The sequence below is a fragment of the Cytobacillus sp. OWB-43 genome (assembly GCF_034651445.1).
In the GTDB taxonomy this organism is placed as follows: domain Bacteria; phylum Bacillota; class Bacilli; order Bacillales; family Cytobacillaceae; genus Cytobacillus; species Cytobacillus kochii.
The window spans coordinates 108,462-134,730 of record NZ_JAYEFF010000002.1; the positions used below are offsets into that span (position 1 = coordinate 108,462).

At 38.5% G+C, this 26,269-nt stretch carries 30 protein-coding genes and 1 pseudogene; 5 read left to right on the top strand and 26 right to left on the bottom strand.

What is annotated here, in order from left to right; all coding sequences use genetic code 11:
• Positions 1 to 27: 27 nt before the first annotated feature.
• The 3 genes from U9M49_RS10325 to U9M49_RS10335 form a co-directional block, all read right to left on the bottom strand.
• Positions 28 to 213 carry a hypothetical protein gene (locus U9M49_RS10325; RefSeq protein WP_095371769.1) on the bottom strand — a complete coding sequence of 62 codons (186 nt, stop codon included), beginning with the start codon at positions 211 to 213 and terminating at the stop codon, positions 28 to 30.
• Between the two features lie 66 nt (positions 214 to 279).
• Positions 280 to 423: a hypothetical protein gene (locus U9M49_RS10330; RefSeq protein ID WP_157733880.1), complete on the bottom strand. Its 144-nt coding sequence runs from the start codon at positions 421 to 423 to the stop codon at positions 280 to 282.
• Between the two features lie 15 nt (positions 424 to 438).
• Positions 439 to 669, bottom strand: coding sequence for a hypothetical protein (locus tag U9M49_RS10335; RefSeq protein ID WP_322909733.1), 231 nt, complete (start codon positions 667 to 669; stop codon positions 439 to 441).
• Positions 670 to 735: 66 nt separating this feature from the next.
• Here U9M49_RS10335 and U9M49_RS10340 point away from each other — a divergent pair, with 66 nt between their 5' ends.
• Positions 736 to 1,062, top strand: coding sequence for a YnfA family protein (locus U9M49_RS10340; RefSeq protein WP_095371767.1), 327 nt, complete (start codon positions 736 to 738; stop codon positions 1,060 to 1,062).
• 203 nt (positions 1,063 to 1,265) lie between these two features.
• Here the strand turns inward: U9M49_RS10340 and U9M49_RS10345 are convergent, their stop codons facing one another.
• The 6 genes from U9M49_RS10345 to U9M49_RS10370 form a co-directional block, all read right to left on the bottom strand.
• A complete protein-coding gene (locus U9M49_RS10345; RefSeq protein WP_095371766.1) occupies positions 1,266 to 1,712 on the bottom strand; it encodes a VanZ family protein in 447 nt (148 codons plus the stop codon).
• A gap of 352 nt (positions 1,713 to 2,064) precedes the next feature.
• Positions 2,065 to 2,724, bottom strand: a complete 660-nt coding sequence (locus U9M49_RS10350; protein WP_095371765.1) for a carboxymuconolactone decarboxylase family protein — start codon at positions 2,722 to 2,724, stop codon at positions 2,065 to 2,067.
• Positions 2,725 to 2,813: 89 nt separating this feature from the next.
• On the bottom strand, positions 2,814 to 4,277 hold the full coding sequence (locus tag U9M49_RS10355; RefSeq protein ID WP_322909734.1) for a CoA-acylating methylmalonate-semialdehyde dehydrogenase: 1,464 nt from the start codon (positions 4,275 to 4,277) through the stop codon (positions 2,814 to 2,816).
• A gap of 21 nt (positions 4,278 to 4,298) precedes the next feature.
• Positions 4,299 to 5,636 (bottom strand): GntP family permease, encoded by a 1,338-nt coding sequence (locus U9M49_RS10360; protein WP_322909735.1) that lies wholly within the window; start codon positions 5,634 to 5,636, stop codon positions 4,299 to 4,301.
• A gap of 22 nt (positions 5,637 to 5,658) precedes the next feature.
• The gene (locus U9M49_RS10365; RefSeq protein ID WP_307315970.1) at positions 5,659 to 6,852 is read right to left on the bottom strand and encodes an iron-containing alcohol dehydrogenase; all 1,194 of its coding nucleotides are present in this window, start codon (positions 6,850 to 6,852) and stop codon (positions 5,659 to 5,661) included.
• Positions 6,853 to 6,993: 141 nt separating this feature from the next.
• The gene (locus U9M49_RS10370) at positions 6,994 to 8,793 is read right to left on the bottom strand and encodes a sigma 54-interacting transcriptional regulator (protein ID WP_322909736.1); all 1,800 of its coding nucleotides are present in this window, start codon (positions 8,791 to 8,793) and stop codon (positions 6,994 to 6,996) included.
• Positions 8,794 to 8,934: 141 nt separating this feature from the next.
• On the opposite strand from U9M49_RS10370, the gene U9M49_RS10375 reads away from it, so the two are divergent.
• Complete coding sequence (locus tag U9M49_RS10375) at positions 8,935 to 10,143, top strand: M20 family metallopeptidase (protein ID WP_095371761.1); 1,209 nt, start codon at positions 8,935 to 8,937, stop codon at positions 10,141 to 10,143.
• Between the two features lie 135 nt (positions 10,144 to 10,278).
• Here the strand turns inward: U9M49_RS10375 and U9M49_RS10380 are convergent, their stop codons facing one another.
• The 8 genes from U9M49_RS10380 to U9M49_RS10415 all read right to left on the bottom strand — a co-directional run bounded on the left by U9M49_RS10380 (position 10,279) and on the right by U9M49_RS10415 (position 16,420).
• Positions 10,279 to 11,256: a hypothetical protein gene (locus U9M49_RS10380; protein WP_322909737.1), complete on the bottom strand. Its 978-nt coding sequence runs from the start codon at positions 11,254 to 11,256 to the stop codon at positions 10,279 to 10,281.
• Positions 11,257 to 11,466: 210 nt separating this feature from the next.
• The gene (locus U9M49_RS10385; protein ID WP_281202716.1) at positions 11,467 to 12,264 is read right to left on the bottom strand and encodes a DUF4097 family beta strand repeat-containing protein; all 798 of its coding nucleotides are present in this window, start codon (positions 12,262 to 12,264) and stop codon (positions 11,467 to 11,469) included.
• Complete coding sequence (locus U9M49_RS10390) at positions 12,257 to 12,814, bottom strand: HAAS signaling domain-containing protein (protein WP_322909738.1); 558 nt, start codon at positions 12,812 to 12,814, stop codon at positions 12,257 to 12,259. Before U9M49_RS10390 ends, U9M49_RS10385 begins: the two co-directional genes overlap by 8 nt.
• Positions 12,807 to 13,130, bottom strand: coding sequence for a PadR family transcriptional regulator (locus tag U9M49_RS10395; protein WP_095371757.1), 324 nt, complete (start codon positions 13,128 to 13,130; stop codon positions 12,807 to 12,809). The genes U9M49_RS10390 and U9M49_RS10395 overlap by 8 nt, the downstream gene beginning before the upstream one ends.
• A 153-nt stretch (positions 13,131 to 13,283) precedes the next feature.
• Positions 13,284 to 14,036: an amino acid ABC transporter permease gene (locus U9M49_RS10400; protein WP_095371756.1), complete on the bottom strand. Its 753-nt coding sequence runs from the start codon at positions 14,034 to 14,036 to the stop codon at positions 13,284 to 13,286.
• An 18-nt stretch (positions 14,037 to 14,054) separates the two neighbouring features.
• Positions 14,055 to 14,753 (bottom strand): amino acid ABC transporter permease, encoded by a 699-nt coding sequence (locus tag U9M49_RS10405; RefSeq protein ID WP_095371755.1) that lies wholly within the window; start codon positions 14,751 to 14,753, stop codon positions 14,055 to 14,057.
• Between the two features lie 51 nt (positions 14,754 to 14,804).
• Positions 14,805 to 15,650 (bottom strand): transporter substrate-binding domain-containing protein, encoded by an 846-nt coding sequence (locus tag U9M49_RS10410; RefSeq protein ID WP_322909739.1) that lies wholly within the window; start codon positions 15,648 to 15,650, stop codon positions 14,805 to 14,807.
• Between the two features lie 17 nt (positions 15,651 to 15,667).
• Complete coding sequence (locus U9M49_RS10415) at positions 15,668 to 16,420, bottom strand: amino acid ABC transporter ATP-binding protein (protein ID WP_095371753.1); 753 nt, start codon at positions 16,418 to 16,420, stop codon at positions 15,668 to 15,670.
• Between the two features lie 214 nt (positions 16,421 to 16,634).
• Here U9M49_RS10415 and U9M49_RS10420 point away from each other — a divergent pair, with 214 nt between their 5' ends.
• Positions 16,635 to 17,789, top strand: a complete 1,155-nt coding sequence (locus tag U9M49_RS10420; protein WP_322909740.1) for an acyl-CoA dehydrogenase family protein — start codon at positions 16,635 to 16,637, stop codon at positions 17,787 to 17,789.
• Between the two features lie 804 nt (positions 17,790 to 18,593).
• Here U9M49_RS10420 and U9M49_RS10425 read toward each other — a convergent pair.
• The 8 genes and pseudogenes from U9M49_RS10425 to U9M49_RS10455 all read right to left on the bottom strand — a co-directional run bounded on the left by U9M49_RS10425 (position 18,594) and on the right by U9M49_RS10455 (position 24,141).
• Positions 18,594 to 19,811: an MFS transporter gene (locus tag U9M49_RS10425; RefSeq protein WP_322909741.1), complete on the bottom strand. Its 1,218-nt coding sequence runs from the start codon at positions 19,809 to 19,811 to the stop codon at positions 18,594 to 18,596.
• A gap of 21 nt (positions 19,812 to 19,832) precedes the next feature.
• The gene (locus tag U9M49_RS10430; protein ID WP_322909742.1) at positions 19,833 to 20,135 is read right to left on the bottom strand and encodes a hypothetical protein; all 303 of its coding nucleotides are present in this window, start codon (positions 20,133 to 20,135) and stop codon (positions 19,833 to 19,835) included.
• A 16-nt stretch (positions 20,136 to 20,151) separates the two neighbouring features.
• A complete protein-coding gene (locus U9M49_RS10435; RefSeq protein ID WP_322909743.1) occupies positions 20,152 to 21,183 on the bottom strand; it encodes a DUF2804 domain-containing protein in 1,032 nt (343 codons plus the stop codon).
• A 12-nt stretch (positions 21,184 to 21,195) separates the two neighbouring features.
• A complete protein-coding gene (locus U9M49_RS10440) occupies positions 21,196 to 21,822 on the bottom strand; it encodes a histidine phosphatase family protein (protein WP_322909744.1) in 627 nt (208 codons plus the stop codon).
• A 26-nt stretch (positions 21,823 to 21,848) separates the two neighbouring features.
• Positions 21,849 to 22,649: an MBL fold metallo-hydrolase gene (locus U9M49_RS10445; protein WP_322909745.1), complete on the bottom strand. Its 801-nt coding sequence runs from the start codon at positions 22,647 to 22,649 to the stop codon at positions 21,849 to 21,851.
• Between the two features lie 624 nt (positions 22,650 to 23,273).
• Positions 23,274 to 23,417 (bottom strand): hypothetical protein, encoded by a 144-nt coding sequence (locus U9M49_RS10450; RefSeq protein ID WP_157733878.1) that lies wholly within the window; start codon positions 23,415 to 23,417, stop codon positions 23,274 to 23,276.
• A pseudogene (locus U9M49_RS22685) lies at positions 23,381 to 23,642 on the bottom strand (RHS repeat-associated core domain-containing protein); the annotation flags it as partial. The gene U9M49_RS10450 and the pseudogene U9M49_RS22685, both read right to left, overlap by 37 nt.
• Positions 23,643 to 23,721: 79 nt before the next feature.
• Positions 23,722 to 24,141, bottom strand: a complete 420-nt coding sequence (locus U9M49_RS10455) for a MarR family winged helix-turn-helix transcriptional regulator (protein ID WP_157733877.1) — start codon at positions 24,139 to 24,141, stop codon at positions 23,722 to 23,724.
• Between the two features lie 276 nt (positions 24,142 to 24,417).
• On the opposite strand from U9M49_RS10455, the gene U9M49_RS10460 reads away from it, so the two are divergent.
• A complete protein-coding gene (locus U9M49_RS10460; protein ID WP_412728600.1) occupies positions 24,418 to 24,855 on the top strand; it encodes a DMT family transporter in 438 nt (145 codons plus the stop codon).
• 11 nt (positions 24,856 to 24,866) lie between these two features.
• Positions 24,867 to 25,331: a DMT family transporter gene (locus U9M49_RS10465; RefSeq protein ID WP_095371744.1), complete on the top strand. Its 465-nt coding sequence runs from the start codon at positions 24,867 to 24,869 to the stop codon at positions 25,329 to 25,331.
• A 284-nt stretch (positions 25,332 to 25,615) separates the two neighbouring features.
• Here the strand turns inward: U9M49_RS10465 and U9M49_RS10470 are convergent, their stop codons facing one another.
• On the bottom strand, positions 25,616 to 26,239 hold the full coding sequence (locus U9M49_RS10470) for an acyltransferase (RefSeq protein ID WP_095371743.1): 624 nt from the start codon (positions 26,237 to 26,239) through the stop codon (positions 25,616 to 25,618).
• Positions 26,240 to 26,269: the final 30 nt, after the last annotated feature.

The window sequence follows — 26,269 nt, forward strand, 5'->3', positions numbered from 1 at the left end:
TCAATCGAAGGGGCTCTTTTTTTGTATCTAAATAGCTATTAGCATCATCGTAATCGTATAAACGATTAAGCTAAACGATACTGTCAGCCAAAAAGTATTCTTCTCTGTTTCTTTTTCATCACGGATTTTCTTCAAAAGGGAAACCAAATTTAAGCAAAAAACAATACATAGGACTGGCATCAAATAGAAGCCGATGAAACTGAAAGTTAGCATTAAATCACTCCTTATATTCATGCTCCATAAAAAAAGATGCTCTTAAAGAACATCATCTTGATTGTACTAACTCATTAACACTTGATAAATGATATACCCTATGATGGCAAGAACAATAACCATTCCCCCAACAGTTGGCGCACCGTAAAAAGTTCTATTCCAGTCATCATCTGTCTTCATTTTACTCTCTTCGTCTTTTTTCTTTTTCAAACTATGACCCCAAGTTTACTTCGCATGATATAATCGTTGAGATAGAAAATAAGCGATACAGCCGGCAAGTAATGCAAATAAATAAGGGAACGGATTAGCAATGGCCCCAAATTCTACTGTTTGACTTTGCGTTGTACCAAATGTAATCTCGGGTGTATATATAAGTGTCAAGATTAGACCGGATCCGATTTCAAATACATAAATAAGAACGATAAAACTTAGTAAGAATATTATAAATTTTTTCATCAGATGTCCTCTTCCTTGATATCGTTACCTATATTTTACCATAAACAGAAAATAGGAGTTGAGTAAATCTTGAGTGCGATTATATTATTTTTATTAGCCGGAATTGCAGAAATTGGTGGCGGTTATTTAATTTGGCTATGGCTAAGAGAGGGGAAACCTTTTTATTGGGGAATTGGTGGTGGTGTTGCCTTAGCCTTATACGGCGTGATTGCTACCTTTCAAGCCTTCCCATCTTTCGGACGTGTGTATGCTGCCTATGGTGGTGTATTCATTATTTTGTCTGTCCTTTGGGGCTGGGGCATTGATAAAAAAGCACCTGATATGTATGACTGGATTGGAGCTGCCATCTGCTTGGTTGGTGTTGGCGTGATGTTACTTGCGCCTCGTCATTAAGCATGCGATTAATGCTGTATTGGTGCTCAGTTTAATTGTAATGTAAAAGTCTTTCTAGGTAAAAGCGAATGATGTTTGCATAATGGGTGATTGGAGCAAGTGCGGACTTTTTAAATTTGCCCACACTTCTTGTGATTTTCGATTTCATGCTGATTTTTGAACCGTCTTTGTGTGTGGGTTTCTCAATTTGAACCTTCTTGTAACTATACGGACCCACGATTTTTACTTTTCCGCCAATAATAAACGATAGAATATAAAATAAGCCCTGTTGCTGCGCCTACACTATCAATTAATACATCCCTTACTTCACCCGAACGCCCTGGAATAAAAAGCTGATGAAATTCATCAGTCGCCGCATAAACTGTTGTGAGAATCCAGGATATAAGCAGCTTTTGACGAGTAAGTATTTTCCCTTGTCTTATGGCAAAAAGAATAAATATCCCTAAAATAAAATAAGCAAAAAAATGCGCGTTTTTGCGAATAAAAGTCTCTAAAGTATGTAAGTTTTCAATTGAAAATGGAACCCAAGCAGCGATAACTTCTGTAATCCCACCACTTAATTGACTTGATTGTGTCCCTGGTTGATGAGATAAAATAAAGATCATTGCCATCCACAAAATACTAGGGAGCCAATATAATTGTTTTTTCATAAGCATGTCGTCCTTTATATGTCATAACTCTATTATACCTTAGTAGATGACATCCTTCACGGTTATTACGCACAGATATGGCAAGTTACGGTTTTCTAAAACATTTGTTCACATTTGTGATTTGTCAGTACAACTGGTATTTTTCTAATCTTTTGTGTACATTTCTCATTCTGCTAACACTTCTAACAGCTCCCCTCCCTCTTGTGCTCGTGACCCATACGCTAACAGCTACGCCATCCTTCTTAGTTGCAACCCTAATCTCTCCCACTTTATTCAGGAGAGGCTAAACTATTAGACTCCCCATCAAAAAAACCCCACGGGCAATGATGGCCGTGGAGTGATCTAATTTCACCTATTCGTCATAGGCGTTTAATGCATTGATACCGTGTGCTAGCGCGGAACCTGCTTTTAAAGCAGTTGCGACAAAGATGCTTTCGACAAGTTCTTCTTTTGTAATACCGAGTCTTTTCGCATTCTTTGTGTGTATGTCAATACAGTAGGCGCAACCTGTAATATGGGCAACGGCGACAGCAATAAGCTCTTTATCTTTTTTATTGATGGCCCCGTCTTTCATAGCTGCTTCATCAAAACCAAAGAAACCTTTTACCGCATCTGGAGCATAGTCTTTCAACTCAGTCATTCTCTTCATATTAGCCGCTTGGTAGAGGTTATCTGCTTCTACTTCCTCATAAGCATTTAACGCATGAGTGCCATGTGCGAAGGCAGAGCCTGCTTTAAGAGCGGTTGCTACTAAGACTGCTTCTGTAATTTCCTCTTTTGAAACCCCCAATTTCTTCGCGTTACCTACATGGATTTCAATGCAATACGGACACCCCGTAACATGAGCACAGGCGACAGCAATAATTTCTTTCGTTCTTTCCGTAATAGCGCCATCCGCTAATGCTGCCTTATCAAAGGCAAAAAAGGTTTTATTGGCTTCCGCTGCTGACTTTCCTAATTCTCCAATTCTACTAATCTTTGATTTTTGATACAAACTGTCATTTGCCAACATATTCCCCTCCGATTCATTTTATTTCCCCAGAAATATTCTTGAAAAAAGGAAGAGAATCCTTTATTTTCGACAAATTCCTTTTAAATCGATCAAAACTCCCAGCGTTGAGTGAGCATTTTTCTACGTGTGTAAAATTCCACACCATCACTACCATTTGCGTGAAGATCACCATAGAATGAATTTTTCCAACCTGAGAATGGGAAGAAGGCCATTGGTGCTGGTACCCCAATATTTACCCCTAGCATACCCACTTGGATACGTTCTCTGAACTGACGGACATCGCTGCCGCTCTTCGTAAACAAGCAAGCACCGTTTCCGAATTCTGATTGGTTCGTTAGATCAATCGCTTCTTGGAGAGATGATACACGGATAATTGATAAAACAGGTGCGAAGATTTCGTCCTTCCAAATCTTCATTTCCGGTGTTACTTTATCAAAAATGGTTGGCCCGATAAAATAACCATCTTCATGGTAAGCTTCATCCTTGCGTCCATCACGTACTAAAACGGCACCTTCTTCTTCCCCTGATTCAATATAACTAGCTGTACGTGCTTTATGCTCTGGGCGAATCACTGGACCTAAGAATACATTTTCGTCCATACCATTACCGATTGTAATTTGATCAGCAGCGGTATTTAATTTTTGTAATAAGGGCTCAATCACATCATCTACTGCCACGACAACTGAACATGCCATACAACGCTCTCCTGCAGAGCCATATGCTGCACCAATAATTTCTTTAACAGCAGCGTCTAAATCAGCTGTTGGCATAACAATAGAATGGTTTTTCGCTCCCGCCAACGCCTGTACTCGCTTGCCGTGAGAGGAAGCTGTTTTGTATACATATTCAGCAACAGGTTGGGATCCAACGAACGAAATAGCTGGAACGTCCTTATGTTCCAATAAACCATTCACGACATCATGAGCACCGTGAACGATATTCAATACGCCGTCTGGCAATCCTGCTTCTTTAAATAATTCTGCTAAGCGATTAGCAAGTAAAGGTGTTCTTTCTGATGGCTTCAATACAAATGAGTTACCACAAGCAATGGCTAATGGGAACATCCAGCACGGGACCATCATCGGGAAATTAAAAGGTGTAATACCGCCCACTACCCCGACAGGATAGCGATACATACCCGATTCGATATTTGTGGCGATATCAGGTAATTGTTTACCCATCATTAACGACGGTGCACCTGCAGCAAATTCTACACACTCAATCCCACGTTGTACTTCACCATATGCTTCTTTAAAGCTTTTACCATTTTCTTCGGTTACAAGCTGTGCCAACTCATCCCAGTGGTCGACCAGTAGTTGTTGATATTTAAAAAGTACGCGTGCCCTTTTTGGTACTGGCGTTTGACTCCACTTTTTGAATGCCTCGCTTGCTGCTTTTACTGCTTCATTGACATCATCAATAGTTGAAATCGGTACTTGCGCTAACTCTTCACCAGTTGCTGGATTAGGAACCGGTTGATAGTTTTCCGTTTTTGCCTCTACCCATTGTCCGTTAATAAAATTCTTTAATGTAGATGTTGTAGTTGTTGTCATTTGTCATACTCCTCTCAAATTTTAAAATATAGAATACAAGACTACTGCTAGTAACATAGCAATTGTTGGAATAACTACACTGAGCCAGAATATTGGCCAGTACGCACGTTTATGTGTTTCTCCACAAATCGCTCGCACTGTTGTAACAACATAACCGTTATGTGGCATAGAATCTAGACCACCTGAAGCCAATGTCGCTACACGGTGCATGGCTCCTGGATCGACACCTTGAGCTAAATAGATCGGCGCTAAAATAGGTAGGGCAATACCTAAACCACCTGAGGCTGATCCTGTAATTCCACAAATTAATGTGACCGCCACCGCCAAACCTAATATAGGTGGACCTGGCAAACTTACAAGTCCATCGACTACAGAATCGAATGCAGGCACTTGAGCAGCTACACTACCGAAGCCAACGACCGCACAAGTATTCGCAACGGCAACAAGTGCATCTTGTGCTCCTTTTGCTAACGCATTCCAAAATTGTGCTAAAAACTTGTACATTGTCAGACATGCAAGGACAATACCAGCCGTTAATGAAATAAGGGCTGCTGCAGTAGAAGAAGCAAACTGTGCAATAATATTTAGCATAACAATAACACAGACTAATGGCAAAATTGAGAAAACAATATGAGGTAATGTTTTTTCCTCTACCAAGAGTTCTCCTTCTGTTTTCTCCGCCAAACCTGCAGATACTTCTTCTTTTGCCCTATTTCCTGGCAATGAGAAAGTTTCCCCTCTTTTAACAGCATTTTGAACGAATTTGCTTAATAACAGGCCTCCCGTAATCATTACAAGAAGTGCCATGAGTACCCCGACCCAACCGCCAGCCGTGGGAGTTGTACCGAAAAACTCAGTTGGGATTAAGTTTTGAATTTCTGGACTACCTGGTGCGGTCATCGTAAATGAAATCGATCCAAACACAAGAGCAGCAGGGATAAATCGATGTGGAAGATTCGCCGCTCTAAATAATGAAACAGCAATAGGATAAACAGCAAAACCGACCACAAATAAACTTACTCCACCATAAGTCATGATTGCGGCTGCAGCCACTACGGCAAATACAGCCCTTTTCGCGCCTAATGTTCTCTTAATCCACTGGGCAATGCTCTCAGCGGCACCTGTCTCATGCATTATCTTCCCAAAAATCGCTCCTAGTAAGAAAATTAAGAACCAAGAGGCAAAATAATTTGTGAAGCCGTCCATATAATAACCTGCCAGTGCCGTCTCTAAATTTAAGCCACCTGTTATGGCAACAACAATCGAGCTTAGAATGGCAGCAATAATGATATTAATGCCTCTTAATGTTAAAAACATCAGTAGGACTAAACCTAATATTAACCCTAGCATTCCTAACATTTAAACGCCCTCCCCCGGACTATTACTTCACTTGTTCCTTTTGAGCAAATTGATAATGATAGCAAGCAAGATATAAATCTTCTAACTCAGGAACTGTTGGCACTCTTGGGTTATTCCCAGGACTACCGCTTGCCATGGCATCATGCGTCATTTTACTAATCGATTGTTTAAATAGACTCTCATCTATTCCCCATCCAGACAGATTAGGAATATTTAAGTTCACACATAACGTTTTAACGGATTCTACTGCCAAATCAGCTGCTTGCTCATTTGTTAGAGGCTCACTTCCTTTAGTAAAGATTCTTCCTAAATCGGCTAGCCGATCGACACAAGATTCTCTACTAAACTCTAGAACAGCCGGCAATAGCATAGCATTGGAGTAGCCATGGGGCACATGGAAAAGGGCACCTATCGGTCTTGACATCCCGTGCACAAGACAAACACTTGCGTTAGAAAATGCCATCCCTGCTTGCATTGAACCTAATGCCATTGCCTCTCTTGCCTCTAAATCCTCACCATCTGTAAAAGCTGTCTCGATATTCTCGACAATTAATTTCATAGCTGATAAAGCCATCATATCTGTCATTGGGTGTGCTTTTCTCGATATGTACGCTTCTATCGCGTGACTGAGCGCATCGACCCCGGTAGCTGCAGTGACATGTTGGGGAGATGACATCGAAAGCACTGGATCCACAATAGCTACAGTCGGCATAAAGACTGGTTGTTTAATCATCATTTTGACATCATTAGTCGTATTCGTAATGATGGTTGCATCTGTTGCTTCAGATCCAGTTCCAGCAGTTGTTGGAATAGAAATATGATCGATAGCCGCACTACTTGCTAATTTATCTGCGCCCATATAGTCACCAATATATCCACCGTTAGTAGCTAATACAGCTACCGCTTTGGCTGTGTCAATGCAACTTCCACCTCCAAGCGAAATAATTAAATCACAGGCTTCCTTTTGAAAAAGAGATAATGCCTCTGCCACAAACTTATCAGTTGGTTCAGTAGATACACCTAAATAAAGAATAGTTTCAACATTAGATTTTGCTAAGTTGGCTTTCGCTTTTTTCGTCCACCCTAGGCCATCAATAATTTGGTCACTAATAATAAGGGCTTTCTTTCCTCTTAAACTGGCTTCCTCGCCAAGCTTTTCAAAAGAACCTTTCCCATATAAGACCGTTTGTGGTGTTCTAAAAATCTGCGTACTCATTTTTCTCCCTCCTCTATACATTTATTTATATGCAATTGATGTGCCAAAAAGAAAACCCTTACATTCAAAAGATTGTAAGGGTTGTAGTGTAGTAGAATCACTACATGTGTAGATTTTATGTAGTGCAACATCTACACTCATTCATATTTGATACTTTTTCAACTTTTGATATAATGTGGTTCGATGAATACCTAAACGTTCCGCTGCTTTTTTCTTATTGCCACCAACTTGACGCAAAGTATCTATAATAAGGTCTCTTTCCCGTTTTCTCCCCATATCTTTCGCTTCTTCTATTAAAGAAGGTTCCTTTGTGATAGATTTTGGTTGTTCTTCTAAATAAGTATGTATATGGGTAATGTCAATCACGGATTGTTCGACGAGGGTAACTAACCTTTCTATGACATTAACAAGTTCACGAATATTCCCCGGCCAATCCCGTTGTACAAGTATTCCAATTGCTTCAGGTGTGTAGATCTTCTCTTTGATTTGATATTGCTTGCAGATTTTTTTCGTATAATCATTTAATAATAACGGAATGTCTGTTTTCCTCTCTTTCAAGGAAGGAAGGAGAATTTCGATGATATTTAGACGATAATATAAATCCTCACGGAAGCTCCCCTCTTGAATACATTTTTTCAAGTTACGATTAGTTGCGGCAATGATCCGCGCACGAATCGGGTATTTCTTGTTACCACCAATTCTCTCCGCTTCTTTTTCTTGCAAGACTCGTAATAGTTTCGTTTGCATGACTAAAGGTAATTCGCCAATCTCATCTAAAAAGAGAGTTCCATACTGCGCCAATTCAAATTTACCTAATTTCCCACCTTTCTTTGCTCCAGTAAAAGCACCTTCTTCATAGCCAAATAGCTCTGATTCAAACAGACTTTCTGGGATTGCCCCGCAATTCACACTAATAAAAGGACCCTCGGCAAACGGACTCAATACATGCATGCTTTTCGCAACCATTTCTTTTCCTGTTCCGCTTTCTCCCGTAATCAGTGTGGTAGCCATTGTACGCGCAGCACGCCTTGTTAATCGTTTAATCTCTTTAATTTCCCTACTTTCACCAACAATATCGTCTAATGTAACATGGCGATCGTTTTTAAGTTGTTCGACAAAGGGCGGACGATTATTACTGTTTTCATGTTGATTCTTTTGTAATGATTGATAGATTTTGTATACTTCTGTCACACCCTCAAAAATAAGCATGCCAATGGCACCAATCACTTTCCCATCTTGCCATAGTGGAATACGGTGAACGATCATATCTTGGCCATTTATTCTTTGGACTACCCCACGTTCTGGTGTAGCTGTTTTAACCGTTTGATGAAGATTCGTATTTTCAATCACTTCAGTCACATGACGGCCAATCGCATCCTCTCTCTTCACACCAACAAACTGACTATATGCTTCATTAAATTCCTGCACGACCCCATACTGATCAACAACAGCGATCCCTTCGTAAGCTCGTTCTAAAATAACCTTCAATACTTCTGTGGCATTCTCTTGCTGTTCAAGGCGATGAATCCATTTTTTATATCCATCCATCATCTCTCTTGTATGAATCATTCCGACAACACAATCATTTTCATCTACTACTGGCAGTTCCTCATAAGGAAAGGAAGCTGCATAGAGGATGGAATCATCCAACCGGACATAGGCAAAATTCCTCGTTGGCACCGGATGAATGTTGATATCTCTATCTTGACCTTTAAGTAGATAAGAAAATAATTTTTTCATAGATACGATGCCAACTAGCTTCTTATGATCATCAATGACTGGTAAGCTATTTACTTGATATCGATTCATCTTTTCACCAGCTTGTCCTAATGTTTCTCCTAAAGAAATACAAGGTGGATCAGGCGACATCCAATACCTTACTTTCAAGAATTCCTCTCTTTCTAGCTTTTCCCTTGTCTTTGAACGGTCTTCAATAAACATGAAAGGCACCTCCTGCAAGAAATGAAACGAAATATTCAAAAAATATATTGGAATTTATTCTCCTCTTCAACTATTATAAACTTATTCACTCAAACGTGATGAAGGATTCACCATATTTTTTTACATAGAAGGAGGATGTATATGTTAGAAAAGCTTTATTCATTACTACAAGAACATTATAACGAGATGGTTGAAATCAGAAGACATTTGCACCAGCACCCTGAACTTTCTTTTCAAGAAGTAGAAACACCCAAGTTCATTGCTAACTATCACCAAAAGCTTGGACATGAAGTCCGAACTGGTGTAGGAGAGCGTGGTGTTGTCGCTAAATTACATGGAGCAAAGCCCGGAAAAACCATCGCTTTAAGAGCGGATTTCGATGCATTACCCATTCATGAGGAAAATGATTTTCCTTATAAGTCTAAAAAACCCGGTGTCATGCATGCTTGCGGTCACGATACACACACAGCGACATTACTTGTTTTAGCAAAAGTACTCAATAAACTTCAAAATGAAATTGAGGGCACAATTGTCTTCATTCATCAACATGCGGAAGAATATATGCCGGGTGGTGCGATTGCGATGATTGAAGATGGTTGCTTGGAAGGGGTCGATGTTATTTTCGGTCAACATATTTCATCCGGTGAACCATTAGGTGAAATCGGCTATCGTTCTGGACCACTCATGGCAGCAGCTGACCGCTTCCATATTAAACTCCAGGGAAGAGGTGGACATGGCGCCCATCCTCACGAAGCCAATGACAGTATCGTTCTCGGCGCTCAACTCATTGTTAATCTCCAACAAATCGTTAGCCGCCGTATTGATCCACTCGAATCTGCTGTTCTTTCTATTGGTGAATTCGATGCCAAAAATGCATTCAATGTCATAGCTGATTCTGTCACACTTACAGGAACAGTTCGAACCTTTAACGAAAACATAAGGAATAAGATGGAAAGAGAAATCGAGCGAGTAATTGAAGGAACCTGCTTAACTGCAGCTGCAAGTTATGATTATAACTATGTTCATGGCTACCCAGCTCTTGTCAACCATGCAGCTGAAACAAAGTTTGTTGCTCAATTAGCTAGTGAGGTTCCTGGTGTAACTGCGGCTGTTGAAATTGCCCCTCGTATGGGTGGTGAAGACTTCGCTTACTATTTACAAAAAGTACCTGGCACCTTCTTCAATACCGGTGCAGCTATTGTTGGAAGAACACCATACCCTCATCATCACCCTAAATTTGATATTGATGAAAGAGGCATGCTCATTGCAGCAAATATGCTCGCCACAGCAACAGTAAAGTATATGGAACAGCAAGGTGTAGTGGATACCACAGTTATTGAGACGCTTTAATCTGTTCTGAGGCACTTTGTTTTAGAATCATGATTGATGTGATCCACTCTAAGAGGGTGTAGGGTTTACTGAGGGCGGCGAAGGCTTCTTTTTATATACTTGTGGCAGCAATCTCTTACCACTTTATGTGCGTTGTCATAAGTCGCCTTCTACAAAACGAGGAATACCCATATGCAATAAGATCGTATTACGCGCAGTTGGCTCTGGGTTTTCTTTTGCTTTTGCGCGTACCTCTCTTTTACGCGCAGTTAGCCCTAAGTTTTTCTTTTGTTTTGCGCGTATCTCTCTTTTACGCGCAGTTGGCTCTAAGTTTTTCTTTGCTTTTGCGCGTATTTCCCTTTTGCGCGCAGTTGGCTCTGGGTTTTCCTTTGCTTTTGCGCGTATTCCCCTTTTACGCGCAGTTGACTCTGCGTTTTCCTTTGCTTTTGCGCGTATTCCCCTTTTACACGCAGTTAGCTCTGCGTTTTCCTTTGTTTTTGCGCGTATCTCCCTTTTGCGCGCAGTTGGCTCTAAGTTTTCCTTTGCTTTTGCGCGTATTTCTCTTTTACGCGCAATTGACTCTAAGTTTTCCTTTGCTTTTGCGCGTATTTCTCTTTTACGCGCAGTTGGCTCTGAGTTTTTCTTTTTTTTTGCGCGTATCTTCCTTTTACGCGCAGTTGGCCCTGAGTTTTCCTTTGCTTTTGCGCGTATTTCCCTTTTACGCGCAGTTGGCTCTGGGTTTTTCTTTGCTTTTGCGCGTATTCCCTTTTTACACGCAGTTAGCTCTGCGTTTTCCTTTGTTTTTGCGCGTATCTCCCTTTTACGCGCAGTTGGCTCTAAGTTTTCCTTTGTTTTTGCGCGTATTTCTCTTTTACGCGCAGTTGGCTCTGAGTTTTCCTTTGCTTTTGCGCGTATTTCCCTTTTACGCGCAGTTGGCTCTAAGTTTTCCTTTGCTTTTGCGCGTATTTCTCTTTTACGCGCAGTTGGCTCTAAGTTTTCTTTTGTTTTTGCGCGTATCTCCCTTGCGCGCAGTTGCCACTGGGTCTTTCTTTGCTTTTGCGCGTATCTCCCTTTTACGCGCAGTTTGCATTGAGTTTTGTTTAGTTTTTGCGCGTATTTCCCTTTTGCGCACACCGCATTCGTTTTTCCCTCCTGTCTGAGTGCCGTGATTACTTATTTTTCTATACTAACCCTCGATTCCAAGCCGAGTACAACGTTCCTTCCTTTTAGCAACTCTTAATCACCCGGACAGCCTCCCTTAACATACTAAATTACAATATTTACCACAAATAGGTTTCTGCCGAGAAAAAAGAGACAGCCTCAAGGGACTGCCTCCTACCTTCCTTATTTTTCCGTTAATTCAATTCTCCCATTACTTGTCTTCAACTTCACTTCTACCGACCCGTCACCAATGGTTCGATTTCCTTCATTCGATCCAAGGATATGCACCGAACCATTGCTCGTGTTAGCTGTGATGGTTGTATTGTTAACTGCTTCTTCTACCTCAACAATAATCGCTCCATTGGAAGTAGCCAAGTCTAACGGAGAGTGAATAGTTGGTAGTGACATCTGGATAGCGCCATTACTCGTTTGAGCTTTTATTTCACCTTGTATATCATTTGCAATGATTGCACCATTACTCGTTTTTGCATGAATATAATCACTATCAAGTTGCTTTAATCGTAGCTTTCCATTCTTCGTATCTAATATGACTTGATTGGCATTCAACTCCGATACATCTATGACACCATTGCTGCTTTCGACACTTATTTCTTCATATGCTTCTCTTGGTAAATAAACTTCTATTTGTTTATTAAACTCTTCTAAATCAAAACTAAATAAGCGAAACGTTCTTTTATCCGTTTGATGCTCTACTTTCAAAGTATCTCCTGCAACGGATACTTTGAAATCCTCATGTTCTTTTCCTTTCATTTCACCACTTAATCTCACCTCTGCCTCGCCATCGGTTGGAGCGAGGATAACTTGGGCATTATCTGTTTTAACCTCAACATTGTTAAAGGCTTCTTCAATTGTTTTCGTCTCTGAAACATTTTCTGCTTGCAATTGCCCATAGGTAAACGCAAACCCTACTCCACCAACGCAAACGAGCAATCCACCAATTAATAATAACTTCTTAATCACCCTTCATACCTCCTTTAACAATCGAGACGTTATAAGAAAGATAACGAATAAAAATTTTCTTCATGAATTTAGTAACATACATCATAGCGACCAATAATAATAACCCCAACCCACAAAAAAGAATAGCAGCAAATAAGTTCACTAATTCAAATGATGAGGTTATAAAAATGTCGATGAGCACTAATAAGGGTGAAATAATACCTGCAAAACTTACAATCCAACCGGAAAAGATTATACTAACGATGGCAAGGAAGGGACCGAGGACAATGATTAGATTAAATAGACCTAATCCAATGACAGCCAATGTCGCCTGCAAAATATTTTGGATGCCACCATCACCTTTTGCTTGCTCGATATGGTAACTCGCCTTAACCTCCTTAGCAATACCTCTCGGTGAACCGAGATCTTTAGCAATTTCCTCCTCTGTTTTCCCCTCTTCTAAACCAAATTCAAAATGGGCTTCATAATCTTGAAGTAATTCCATTCTTTCTTGTTTATCAATATCTTTTAATTCCGCTTCTAAGGTGATGAGAAATTCCTGTTTATTCATCTTTAACACCTTCTTTTATTAAATGATTAACCCCGTTTGTAAATTCGTACCACTCTGCTAACAACGCCTGTAAATAGATGCGTCCTTTATCTGTTAACTGATAATATTTTCTTGGGGGACCTTCTTTAGATTCCTGTAAATAAGTTGTAAAATACTCTTCCTTCGTTAACCTGCGCAATAATGGATAAACCGTACCTTCAGATATTTGAATTTGGTCAGATATCTTCTGTACTAGCTCATATCCATAATGATCCTGCTTATCAAGCAAAACTAAGACGCATAACTCGAGCACACCCTTCTTAAACTGGACGTTCATTTTCTTCCTCCTCCCACTACTATATATTATATAGTACTAAACAATATGTGTTATTAATTTCTGTAATCATACTATAGCAGGTAGTATTATACATTGCAAGGTACTGAATGAAATTTTCCAAAAAAAAGAAGCCCGTAGACTTCATTTTTAGCTTTAGACTCTTAAAGGAACATCTTTACTAATCGTTGTGTTCATTTTCTTTTGCTTTATCTCTTTATTCCTCATTTTTGCTTCTATATAGGTAAAAAGCACTTCCAATAACCAACAAATCAACCAATAGATCAGAGCAGCGACTAAGTACATTTCCAAAAAGTGATAACCATCATTAGCAATGATTTTTGCCAGCGCCATCACTTCTACAACTTTTACCGCAAATGCTAGTGAGGTCGCCTTTATTAAACCAATAAATGTATTTCCCAAGTTTGGTAAGGCCACTAAGAAAGCTTGCGGTAGGACAATTCTTTTTAATGCTTGAAAAGTAGTCATTCCCACAGAATGGGCCGCTTCCATTTGCCCGATTTGTACAGCATTTAAGGATGCCCGCATAATTTCTGCTTGATAAGCTGATACATTAATGGTGAATGCAATAAAAGCATAAAGCAGTGGTGAAATATGATCAGCATTATAGGCTGTACCGAAAGATTGATTCATTTTTTCTAATAGAACAGGCACACCGTAGAAGAATACATATAATTGTACCAATAATGGCGTACCCCTAATAAATGATATATAAATAATGAAAAGGCGATTAAGGATAGGGACGCGATAAATTCGGCAAAGAGCAATTAGCAGACCGAATATCAATCCAAACACCATTGCAACAACAGCAATTGCTAAGGTGATTGGCACCCCTTTTAAAACCTCGGGAATCTGCTCAATAGCAAATTCAAAATTGATGATAGGCATTAAGTGTTCATTCCTTCATTATGATTTGGATAAACTGACCTTTCCTTTCTTTAAAACCTTTTCTAATGTACTAATGACCATTTCTATTAAAATACAAGTGCCCCAGTATATAAGAGAAATGACGACATAAATCTCAAACATACCTATACCATGGTTATTACCTAATATAATCCTTACTTGACCCATAATATCGATAATACCAATCGTGAATGCTAAGGAAGTATCTTTTAATAGTTCGATAATGTTATTACCTAAATTCGGTAAAGATAATACGAAGGCTTGAGGCAACACCACTCTCCATAATGCTTGTGTATAGGTCATTCCTACACTATATGCTGCTTCAAATTGATCCTCACCAACTGCCAAATAGGCAGAACGTACAACTTCTGAAAGATAAGCAGCATTATGCAGGGAGAGACTAATTAAAACAAAAATCATCCGATCCATACTATTAATATCAATTTGAAAAGCTAATAACAGCTGTGGTAACCCAAAATAAACAAGAAATAATTGCACTAATAAAGGTGTCGATCGACAGAATGAGAGATAAAATGTTGCGATTTGATAAATTACTTTGAATCTCTTAATACGGATAATCGCTATAGCTACACCTAAGACTAATGAACAAACTAAGGAAATGAGTAACATAAATAAAGTGATTGGTAGCTTATCTAATACTTGTATAAACAAACTAAACCAATCATTCACCACCGACATCCAACCTTCTCCCCTTTCTAATAACAAAGAATAATCCGTAATTCGACGTGATTACGGATTAAATTTATAGTTTTCCTCATTGATATAATCTAGGTTCTCAAAGAAATTGACTTCAAACCATTTTTCAGCCAAATCTGGTAAGGTACCATCCTCAATCAGCTCTTTCGTCACATCATCGAACTCTTTAGCTAGTTCTGTGTGTTCTTTATTAAAAACGGTATAAACAGGCTCTTTTGACACAATCCCGGCCACTTTCAAATTTAAATCCAACTCTTTTTGGACAGCATTGAAAGTTGTTACATTAATAAACATGGCATCATCCTTACCATCATTAACCCGCCCTAGGTTATCTGCATTAGAAGGAAATTCAATACTCTCAATATCAATTTGCTCATCAGGATTGTTTTTGTTATAACTATTTAATATTGTTCTTAAACCACCACTAGGAGACATCGGTGCTAATTTCTTGCCTACCATATCTTCTAATGTTTTGATATCATCACGATTTGGTTGTGTTACGAGAGAAGTGAGTGAATAACCAAATTCCTGTTCAGGATAAAGGAACTTTTCTTCTCTTTCAGGGTTTTTAAAAAACCAATTAATCGCAAAATCATATTTGCCTGTATCCACGCCAACTAAATTTGCTTCCTCTTCTCCCCAAACATATTCAAAATGGTAGTCTTCTAATTTCTTTTCTACTTCTTTCAAATAATCCATATCGTAACCAATTGGCTCATTATTATCATCCGCATATAGGAATGGTGGATTCACCTCGTCACTTATGGCGACAGTAATAACTTTCTTACCATCTTCAGTTGTCCCATTACTTGAAGACGAGCACCCAGCAATGAATAAAACGCTTATTATAAGTAAAAATGTAATTTTTAACCCTTTCATATTAGTCCTCCATTCTCTTAGATAGTAAAGTCTGGTTCCTTCATTATTCTTTTTAAAAACTTTCTTGTTCTCTCTTGTTTCGGGTGAATAAGAATGTCGTCAGGTGGCCCTTGTTCAATAATCTGACCATCATCCATAAATACCACTCTATTCGAAACCTCACGAGCAAAATCTATCTCATGGGTGACAATCATCATCGTAACCCCGCCACTAGCAATTTCTCGAATAATTTCTAGCACTTCTCCTACCATTTCCGGGTCAAGTGCTGAAGTTGGTTCGTCAAACAATATAACGTCCGGATTTAGTGCTAACGCCCGGGCAATCCCCACTCTTTGTTTTTGACCTCCAGATAGTTGTTGCGGATACGCATTGATTTTATCTGCTAAACCTACCTTAGTTAGAATGTCTATCCCGATTTCTCTCGCCATTTTTTTCGATTTCTTTTGTGCAACGATTAAACCTTCTGTGACGTTTTCTAGAACCGTTTTATTCTCAAAAAGATTATAGTGTTGAAAAACCATCGCCGTCCTTCTTCTTAATTGGAGAATGTCTTTCTTTACTGGTTTTTTTGTTTGTATCGTTAAATCATGGATTGATATTGTTCCTTCGTCTGGTTTTTCCAAATAGTTCACACATCTAAGGAGCGTTGTTTTTCCTGAACCGCTCGGACCAATAATTGTAACAACATCCCCTTTTGATACTTCTAAATCAATACCTTTTAATACATGGTTATTTTTAAACTTTTTATGAATATGCTTCAGTAAGATCATTTAAACCTCACTTTCCTGCATTACTGCATTGGTGTTAGAATTTTATAAAAAAAGATTAACAAAACAATTTCTATATGTAAAGTCGGAATTTTATTATTTTTTAAATATTTCAACAAACCAGTATCCTCTCCTTGACGAACATGAACCACTTGTTTAACATTTAAACCAACAAAGGAAGTAGGGATTAGATAGTTCATTAGAGGAGGAAGAGACATTGGTTTCACAATTATTCGTGAAGACGGAAGAGCAGAGAAAATGGTTACATGCATTACAAACAAAAAAAGCGACGTTTCTTAGTCGTTCACAAGAGATAGATGAAGAGGCGAAATTCCCTCATGAGAATATTCGTGAATTAGTGGAATTAGGTTATACAAAAGTGACATTACCTAAAAGATATGGCGGTGAGGGGCTTGGTGTGTATGACATGGTTCTTTTCCAAGAAACCCTTGCTTCCTACGATAGTGCCACTGCCTTAAGTATCGGATGGCATGTTGGTGGATTAGGTGAAATCTATGAAAAGCAATTATGGACAGAGAAACAACTTGCCTCTTTTGCAAATGATGTACAAAAAGGCGCACTTGTGAATCGGTCTGTGAGCGAAGCACAAACGGGTAGCCCGACAAGAGGTGGCAGACCCGGAACTACCGCTGTGCGCAAAAATGGATCGTGGGTTATTAATGGTCGTAAAAATTTTACAACAATGTCGCCTGCTTTAACCTATTTTCTCACTTCTGCCTGGATAGAGGAGAAACAAACGATTGGCTTTTTCTTAATTCATAAAGATACGCCAGGATTATCTATTGACGAAACATGGGACGTCGTGGCTATGAGAGGAACAGGAAGTCATGATCTCGTATTAGATCAAGTAGTCATTCCTGAAGAGGCACTCGTTGAAACAATTGCTGACAGGGGAAAATCTTTAAACGGATGGGTACTACATATCCCCGCCTGCTATCTCGGAATTGCTCAAGCAGCTAGAGATTATGCCGTACAATTTGCCTTAGAGCATAAACCAAATAGTATAAAAGGGTCTATTAGTGAATTACCGAATGTACAAACACTTCTCGGTGAAATCGATGCCGCTTTGCTTGCTGCAAGACATCTACTCTATCACGTGGCCGAAGTATACGATGATATAAATAGAAGAAAATATATTGAAAACGAACTAGCTGTTGCTAAATACCAAGTAACACATGCAGCACTTAACGTTGTCGATAAAGCGATGCGTGTCGCAGGAGCAAAAAGCTTACAACGTAATAATCCACTTCAAAGATATTACCGAGACGTCCGTGCTGGTCTTCATAATCCGCCAATGGACAATATCACCATTCAAAAACTTGCTGAATCAGCGATTGCTCAGTATAAATAAGGGCAAGCTAAAATCAGACACGCGGGAATTCCAAAATGAAATTTCTCCGTGTCTTTTTTTGTGGCGTTAGGGGAGAGCTTTGTAAGGAGTTGAGTATTTTAAAACTGTGGGGATTAGTAGGGAAATTGAGGACTTCGACTCAGCGCATCTTTGTCACTTGTAATGTTTGTCATCACGAATTTGGCAATCTATCTTACCGCTTGCTTTTACTAATGACTTTTTTAGGTCCGTCCCCACATCTTTTTGCTTTTTATTTGGGATGTGTTCGGATTTCGTTTTTGGCAACACACCTACTTGCTTTTCATACAAGTTGTGTTCGTATTCCTAATTTGACAACTCATCTCACTGCTTTTCGTCCGAGTTATGTTCGTATTCCCATTTTGACAACTCACCTCACTGCTTTCCATTCTAGTTGTGTCCGTATCTCCAATTTGACAACTCATCTCACTGCTCTCCATCCTAGTTGTGTTCGTATCTCCCATTTGACAACTCATCTACCTGCTTTTCATCCTAGTTGTGTTCGTATCCCCCATTTGACAACTCATCTACCTGCTTTTCATCCTAGTTGTGTTCGTATCCCCCATTTGACAACTCATCTACCTGCTTTTCATCCGAGTTATGTTCGTATTCCTAATTTGGCAACTCATCTACCTGCTTTCCATCCGAGTTGTGTTCGTATCTCCAATTTGACAACTCATCTATCTGCTTTTCATCCTAGTTGTGTTCGTATTGAACCTTTTACATTTCCCAAGGCTTCTTTTTATCTTTTTTTTACCTAATTACCTTCACTATCCCTATTTTCCTTCAATCCAGTGGTCTCATTTCACTTAGCCTCACACCATTGTGTCTATATTTGAATAGAAACAGAGATAATAAGCTTAATATTGTGGTCCCGATTAAGAAGGGCAAATAAGTGTTCCATTCAGTTATCACACCTGCTAAGAAAGTAGCGAGCATTCCGGTAAGACTTGTCAGAACATATACTGCGCTTCTGACGCGAGCGATTAAATGATCGGGTGTAATTCCTTGTTGGACAGAGATTTGGACAACAAATCCCATTGAAAGCGCACCATCGAATAGAACCATCCCCAAACACATCAAATAAAAATGACTAGTGGTCAAAAGTATAATCCCAACCCCTGAGATAGCCATGAGGAGACCTAGGAAAGGTAGCCAATTCATTTGATTAAACCGCAGCATGAGAAAAACACCTAGCAGATTACCAATACCGGCGCATGACAGTAACAGTCCAATTTGTGTTTCTGAAAAAGCTAGTGTTAAATCTGCATGAATGATGACACTGAGAATGATAAAAGTGGTACTAAAGGAGAGCACAATCGCCGTTAGACTGATTAACTTTTGTGAAGCATTAATAAAAAGGTGGCCCATTCCTGCTTTCGATTCTTCGATAAAAGCCCTTACACTTTTTACTAAAGTTTGTTGTTTTTTCACCGTTGGTTGATGATTGTATTTTGTGAAAATTAGCAGAAGCATGGCTGCGAGATAGAGCGTGCCACAAATGATGAGGGTAGTCGAGCCACCATATGTTGCAAAGAGATAGCCACCTAAGGCTGGGCCAATGAATGTAACAATGGCATCCGCTGCCTCAAGTAAATTATTCGCACTTAAAAGCCTTTCCCTCGAAACAATGCGGGGAATCATTGCTTGTTGGGCAATTTGAATAACAAGACCAACAAAACCGAGTAAAAATATAATGATAGTAATCAACCATAGATCCCCTATATCTCTAGCGAAAATATAAGAAAGAAAAAATAACAAACAGCCGTATACGAAATTGGCAACCCAAGCTACAGTCACCACATTGATTCTTTCAATAAACGTTCCTACTGGAATGGCAAAGAGAATCGATGCCGCCTTTTGCACCATTAATACAGCCGTCGTTACAATAGGAGACCCAGACATACCGAGAACAATGAGGGGAAGGATAAGTTCATAAAAACGATCACTTAATAGACGCGATAAGTAATGACTCCACACTTTGATAAATTCTCCGTTTATCATCGACCCTACCTCATTCCCCTTCTATATCGTTTTCGTATATTTTACCCATGCCAATACATTCAATAGAATTGTCACGATTAAAAGCACACTTGAAGCAAGGACAACCGAACTTGTTATATCCATCAAGGCACTAAAATCTTCTATTTCTATAAGAAATTTTTGCACCATTAATTGAAATAAAATAGCCGTACTACAACAGATGAAACTTAAAAATGAATACGTCATCCACCGTTTGGCATTTTCTTGTTCTCGACCAAGATTAAGCAACGGTAAGATCCAAGCAACTATGCCTAAAACCAGACTCCCTATATTTAACCAACCCATAATAACCACCTTTTGCTCACCATTTATTCTCCACCCTCTCAGCAAAACCAAGAAAGTCTTTCAGTACAATGGTTGTTCCATCATCTAATACCGCTTTACCAGTGAAATGACCAAATACTTGATGCTGATCACTAGAAATAACTATGACCGAGGTGTAATCTTTACGATCTAAAATGGGGATGAAGTCCATTTCGAACCTTCCATCGCTTGAAGTGAATCGCCAAGGTGAGAGATAGTCAAAGATTCCATTATTCTGTGGGATATGGAAAGTAACCTCTTCCAGTTTATGGGCCACTCCATCATAGAAGAGCATATTTTCACTGGCAAGTGAAGTATCGCCAAAACCATAGCCGATATTAAAGCCGAATGTTTTCCCCTCGACAACGCCAGATGCTGATCCCCAATACCACGTATTTTTATATGTCCATACCCCCCTGCCCCAGTCTAATGTAGCAAAGCTATTCTTTTCCTGAAATTGATATTCTGTTTGCCCATAGTGGACACTGCCCTTTGCACGCATCCCATTGATCTTTTGATTATAGTAAAACGCTTGTCGATCTTCCTTAAATGGAATAGCCATTACAATAGAATCTTTAGCCACATTAACTAAATCAATGTAACAGGCAAAGTCAGTTTTACCATCGAAATTTTTCATATGACAACATAATTTCCTACCATTCTTTATATGCGAAAAAGACATCTTAATTCGCTTATCTTCGTAAACAATATCGCCTTCCTTTGAAGTCGACGGTAAGTTCAACTTCCCAAATGTAAGAGGCTTCATAATGCTTGTCGTTCGATAGGAAGCACGCTTAAAATCAAGAAAAGACACACTCAATAAAGCCATGTAGGAATTGTCGGCAATGGTCAGAGCCACACCAAAATCATCATTACAAACTAAATAATAATCCCATTCCTTTATTCTCCACGCTTGAGCCTTGATGGCCTTGCGATCATATGTAAGCAGGAGCTGTTTTGCATACCCTGATTGAACAAGTTCCCCTTTATCATTTAATAGATGGCCCGCTTCCGTCATTTCTCTCTGCACAACATAACCTCCCTAAGTGAATTCATATTGGTCAGGTTGAAGATGAGACATATCTGCTTCCAATAGGATGTTTTTCTGACCATTTACAATTTCAATTACTGAAAGACAAGTATCATGAATGTACGGGGCATCCCAAAGTTTTTCCATAGGTATTTGTTTCAAGTAGGCAAGAAGCGTTTTGATTACGACCGTATGTGTAACAAGCAAAACATTTCCATTCTTATGGTTTGTCATCACTCTTTTTAGCACTTTTACTGCTCGATCCTGTACTTGCTGAAAACTTTCTCGTTCTGTTGGATGATAGAGATGAGGCGCACACCAAAAGGCATGGAATTCATCTGCGTATTGTTTTTGGACATCTGATTGTTGCTGCCCTTCCCAACTTCCCATATAAATCTCTTGTAAATCCTCATCAGTAAAAACCTTAATTGGGCGATTGCCTTTAATCAGGCTCGCCGTCATCATCGTTCTTCCACTTGGACTGGCATAAATCGCATCAAACGGGACTTTGCTTAAATGTTCTCCTAATAATTTGGCGTTCTCACTCCCAATTGTTGTTAGGTCAGAATCTAATCTTCCCTGTAGCCTTCTTTCTCTATTCCATTCTGTCTGACCATGTCTTGTCATGTATATTTTCACCATTCACCCTTCTTTCTGTACAAAAACTAAAATCGAAAGCTTATCTGTTGAAAGGAATGTATACCTGTCCCAAATTGATCCAATTGATGACTCTTTAAATACTGAACTGCATCATAAGCTTCCTGCAAAACAGTCGGTGCTAATCCTAATGTATGATGTGATCCGAACACTTTTGCTACATTGGGAATCATCGCTATTTTTTCAATTGATCGCACGAGATCAGATGGACTCGTAGAAGGATAAAAAGCGAATATAGGCTCGGTATCATACAATAAATCGCCTGTAAATAGGTAGTTATGTGTTTCATCATAAATAGTAATATGCCCCGGTGAGTGTCCTGGCGTATGATAGATTTTAAGTTTTCGATTCCCTAATTGCAGCACATCACCATCCGCTAGTAAAGCGGTCGGCTCTCCTGTAAAAGGCTGATATGTTTCAGGATTAAATGTTTTCGGTTTGGGGATTGTAATATCTCTTTGTATATCAGTGCGGATTTGTTGGAGCGTAAGACCACTAATACCATTAACTAACCAGTCTTTATCTAGCTCATGAACGTAAATCGTATCGTACAATCCATGTCCACCAATATGATCGACATGAACATGCGTTGTTATGACCTCAATAGGTAAGGAAGTTAATTGATCGGTTATACGTTTAATGTTATCTATTCCAAGACCTGTATCAATGAGTACCGCTTTTTCTTCACCAATGAGCAAAAACGAATGTACTTTTTCCCAGTGGCCATATTCACTAATCGCATACGTTTTACTATCAATTAATTGCACAGTAAACCAAGAATCTTTAATTAACACAAGCTTCACCTGCATTTCGAAAATTGAATTAGAAGAGCATTGGGAGTAGTCGATTGATTATAATGTTCTTTATTAAGTATAGCAATTGCCAATGTATGTGAATAGGTAGCATTTTCAAAAAGAGATAAGTGTTAGCCATAATTGTTGTATGGCGTATGCCATTCAATTATTGAGGCATAGGTCCTCTTACCGTTTTTTTCTTTTTAGAATAAATTAGATTACTCATAATAAATACTCCCCCATAAGAGCCAGATTTTTACTTTTTAATCTGTCTTCCTAAAGGGGAGCATATTAACTTAACGTGAAGGAGGGGGGTTTACAGTCAGCTTCTTATGCTATCAATTTTTCTATATCAATTGGGAAATCTCTTAGGAGTTACACAATATTTGTTACTTAGATGGATATCCTGATACTAGAGATGTTATCAGAAAAATTTATTCTGTTCTGTATATATCCAGTGTTTTCTAGAATTATCCACTTTATAAGAAATGCACAAGCGGTATTTTTTGCGAGAGGGATAAACTATATAATGTTTATTTTTTTATACTTCTAATGACAGTGAACAACTTTTGTCTTTGTCTTTTTCTTTTTTTCCGTAATTTATGATAATCAAGTGCTAATAACCTGGAGTCAGTATGTTTATTTGTCGTCTACTTTCTGTTTATCGATAGCAAAAATTCTTCCACTTCGTTTGTCAGGTTCTTTTATAGCCCACTTTCGATTTTTCCAAGCTTTTTTACCTACCTTTATTCCTGATTCCTCACTTTCTTTCCGTTCTTCCAAACCAATTTACCAGCTCCGCTAACGAGCTTTGCTCTGTGACCATCTGGGTCAACTAATTTAGCAGATTGTTATTTGCGTATATGTATCCATTTGGCGTAAGAATATCATCATCATCACCAGCGCATCTGGATCAAGGGAGAAAAACACCATGAGTTGGATGATAATCTTGCTATTAAATAATAGTGATCCGTTTTCGTCATCAAACTGATATCCAGCATATCGGTAAAGTAAGGAAATCTCATTAGATTGCTAAAAAAAGGGACCAAAAAAGCTCACATAACGGCTTTTTTTGGTCCCTCGATATTTATCCTTTTACCATTCTTATAATATGGTCAAGGTCTGGTTTCGTCAGCGATGCATCTAAAGTTTGGTTTAATACATTAGAAATCGATTCAAACAACTGACTTCCTTCTTTGGTAAGAGTAATATAACTAGCTCTTTTATCGTCTTCACAAATTGATCTCCATACAAGTTGTTTGTTTTGGTAATTCTCCATGCGTGTAACTAATCGAGACAAAGCGCTATGACTAAGTCCGATTTTGGGTTGTAAATCCGTTAACCTTAATTTAAATTTATCTGCTTGTGATAAATGATACAAGAGATAAAATTCATTAAGGTTTAAATGGTATTGCTGTTGTATAACGTTATCTATCGCGTTATATAAACGGTTATAAAATTTTGAGTAGTTTACCCAAAAGTCGACTAATCGTTCAGGCGTTTCCAATGCAATCCCCTACCTCGAAAAACTATATTACGCATCTAATAAGCATATTATATCGTTAAACACACTACAATCAAAGTTCTATGCTCATTAAGCCAATTAAGTTGACAGGAAACAAAGATTGAATTATTATTTGCATGCGCAAACAAATAAAATGCGAGGTGATTCATCATGCTCTTCAATCATCAAAGTTCCTATCAAGATAATTAATTAACTTTCGAGTTCTATATTCCATGGGAAACTCATTCATTTTGGACATAAAAATTAAAATTTAGGGGGATGTTTTTCGTGCGTTACTTAGCATATATTTTAGCCGTATTGGCAGGAACAGCACTTAGCTTCGAAAGCGCAATATACGGTCAACTTGGAGAAGCAATAGGAAAGCTAGAGACCAGTTTTTATAACTTCTTTATGGGCACTCTTATCATGGGAATAATATGGTTATTTTTTGGTAAGGGGAAACTTTCCTATACGATGGAAGCACCAAAATGGTCACTTTCTGGAGGAATTTTAGGAGTCATATATTTAACAGCTATCGTTATAAGTGTTCCTTTTGTTGGTGTTGGGATAACGATGGTTACAGTAATTATTGGTCAACTGATTATGAGTATGATCATTGAACACTTTGGTTGGCTTGGTATTAAACAAACTAAAATCAATAAAGAAAAAGTATTTGCAGTAATTTCTATGATTATTGCCCTTATATTAATTAACTAGGAGGTCTCCTTATGGATAGTTTAATGATTCTATTTACCTTATTAGGTGGTATCGCATTAAGTGCACAGTCATCCGTCCACGCAACCTTCAGCCGGAAAGCTGGAACTATCGAAACAACTTTTTTAACCATGTTAACTGGTTTAGTCTTTCTGACAATTATTATTATATTTTTCGGTCAAGGCAATGTACTTGGAATCCTTTCAGCACCTGTATGGCAGTTAAGCGCTGCACTTTTAGGTACGGCGTTCTTACTTCTCTCTGTCATAGCTGTTCCAAAAATCGGGGTTATAGCAGCCAATGTTGCCATTATCAGCGGACAACTGGCAAGTAGTATGATTATTGATCACTTTGGTTGGTTTGATAGTTTAATCATACCTTTAGACTGGAAACGACTTGTTGCACTAATATTTATGATTATTGCTGTTTATTTCATCTACAAAGGAAATAAACGCTCTAACGCTGAAACCATTTCTTGAAGTTACCATAAACATAGAAACGCTACAAACCCAAAAAGAGTTTGTGGCGTTTTTATAATGGATATTCCATTAATTAAATTCCCCAATATTTATACATATATTATAAGGATAATTGTTAGCTCTAACCAAAATCAGGAAGATAAATCATCGCTTCTTCCCCTAAACGCTTTAGTCAAGCCAAATAAATGGAATGATAAGTCAATTAAATTTTAAAGCCTTATTACATTTAAGATATCATCATGTTCTTTTTAAACTAGTGAAATCTAGCATTTTATCTCATCCTACTATAACCGCTCTCGACTCCAAGTTGTTCCTGTTTTGATTATCTTAGCTGGAGAGCCCGCAATGGTTGTATGTGCTTCGGAGAAAGGTTTAGTAACAACTGATCTTGCTCCGATGATCGTATCGTCCGGAATCACCGCGCCTTTGGAAATCAAGCAACTAGCAGCAACCCAAACATGATTACCAATGACCACATCCTTTGCACCGTTCAATCTTTCATTTGTTTCAAGGTCAAGAACGGAATGAGCATCTGTTGTTCTCACGGCTATATCATAAGAAAACATACAGTCCGCTCCAATGGTAATATTCTTTCCTTCTTGTGATAGTAGATAGACATTCTTAAAGGTCGTTCGGTCACCAACTTTAATCGATTGTTTTTTGCCTTTTAATAAAATATGACCAATCAAGTCGGTATCTTCCCCTATCATAATTTCATTATTTGAACCTCGTATGTGAATTAATATATTGGATAGTTTTGTCCCTTTTCCAATATGGATTTTATTATTTGAACCAGTGATTTTTAATTCAGCATTTTTAAAAATAAACGATTCTTCATCGTATATTAGTTGATTGTTTTTTCCAAATACTTTCGTCGTTAGTCCTTTAATTTCTTCTTGAAGTATCATGAAAATGGACCTCCTTACAATTATTGCTCG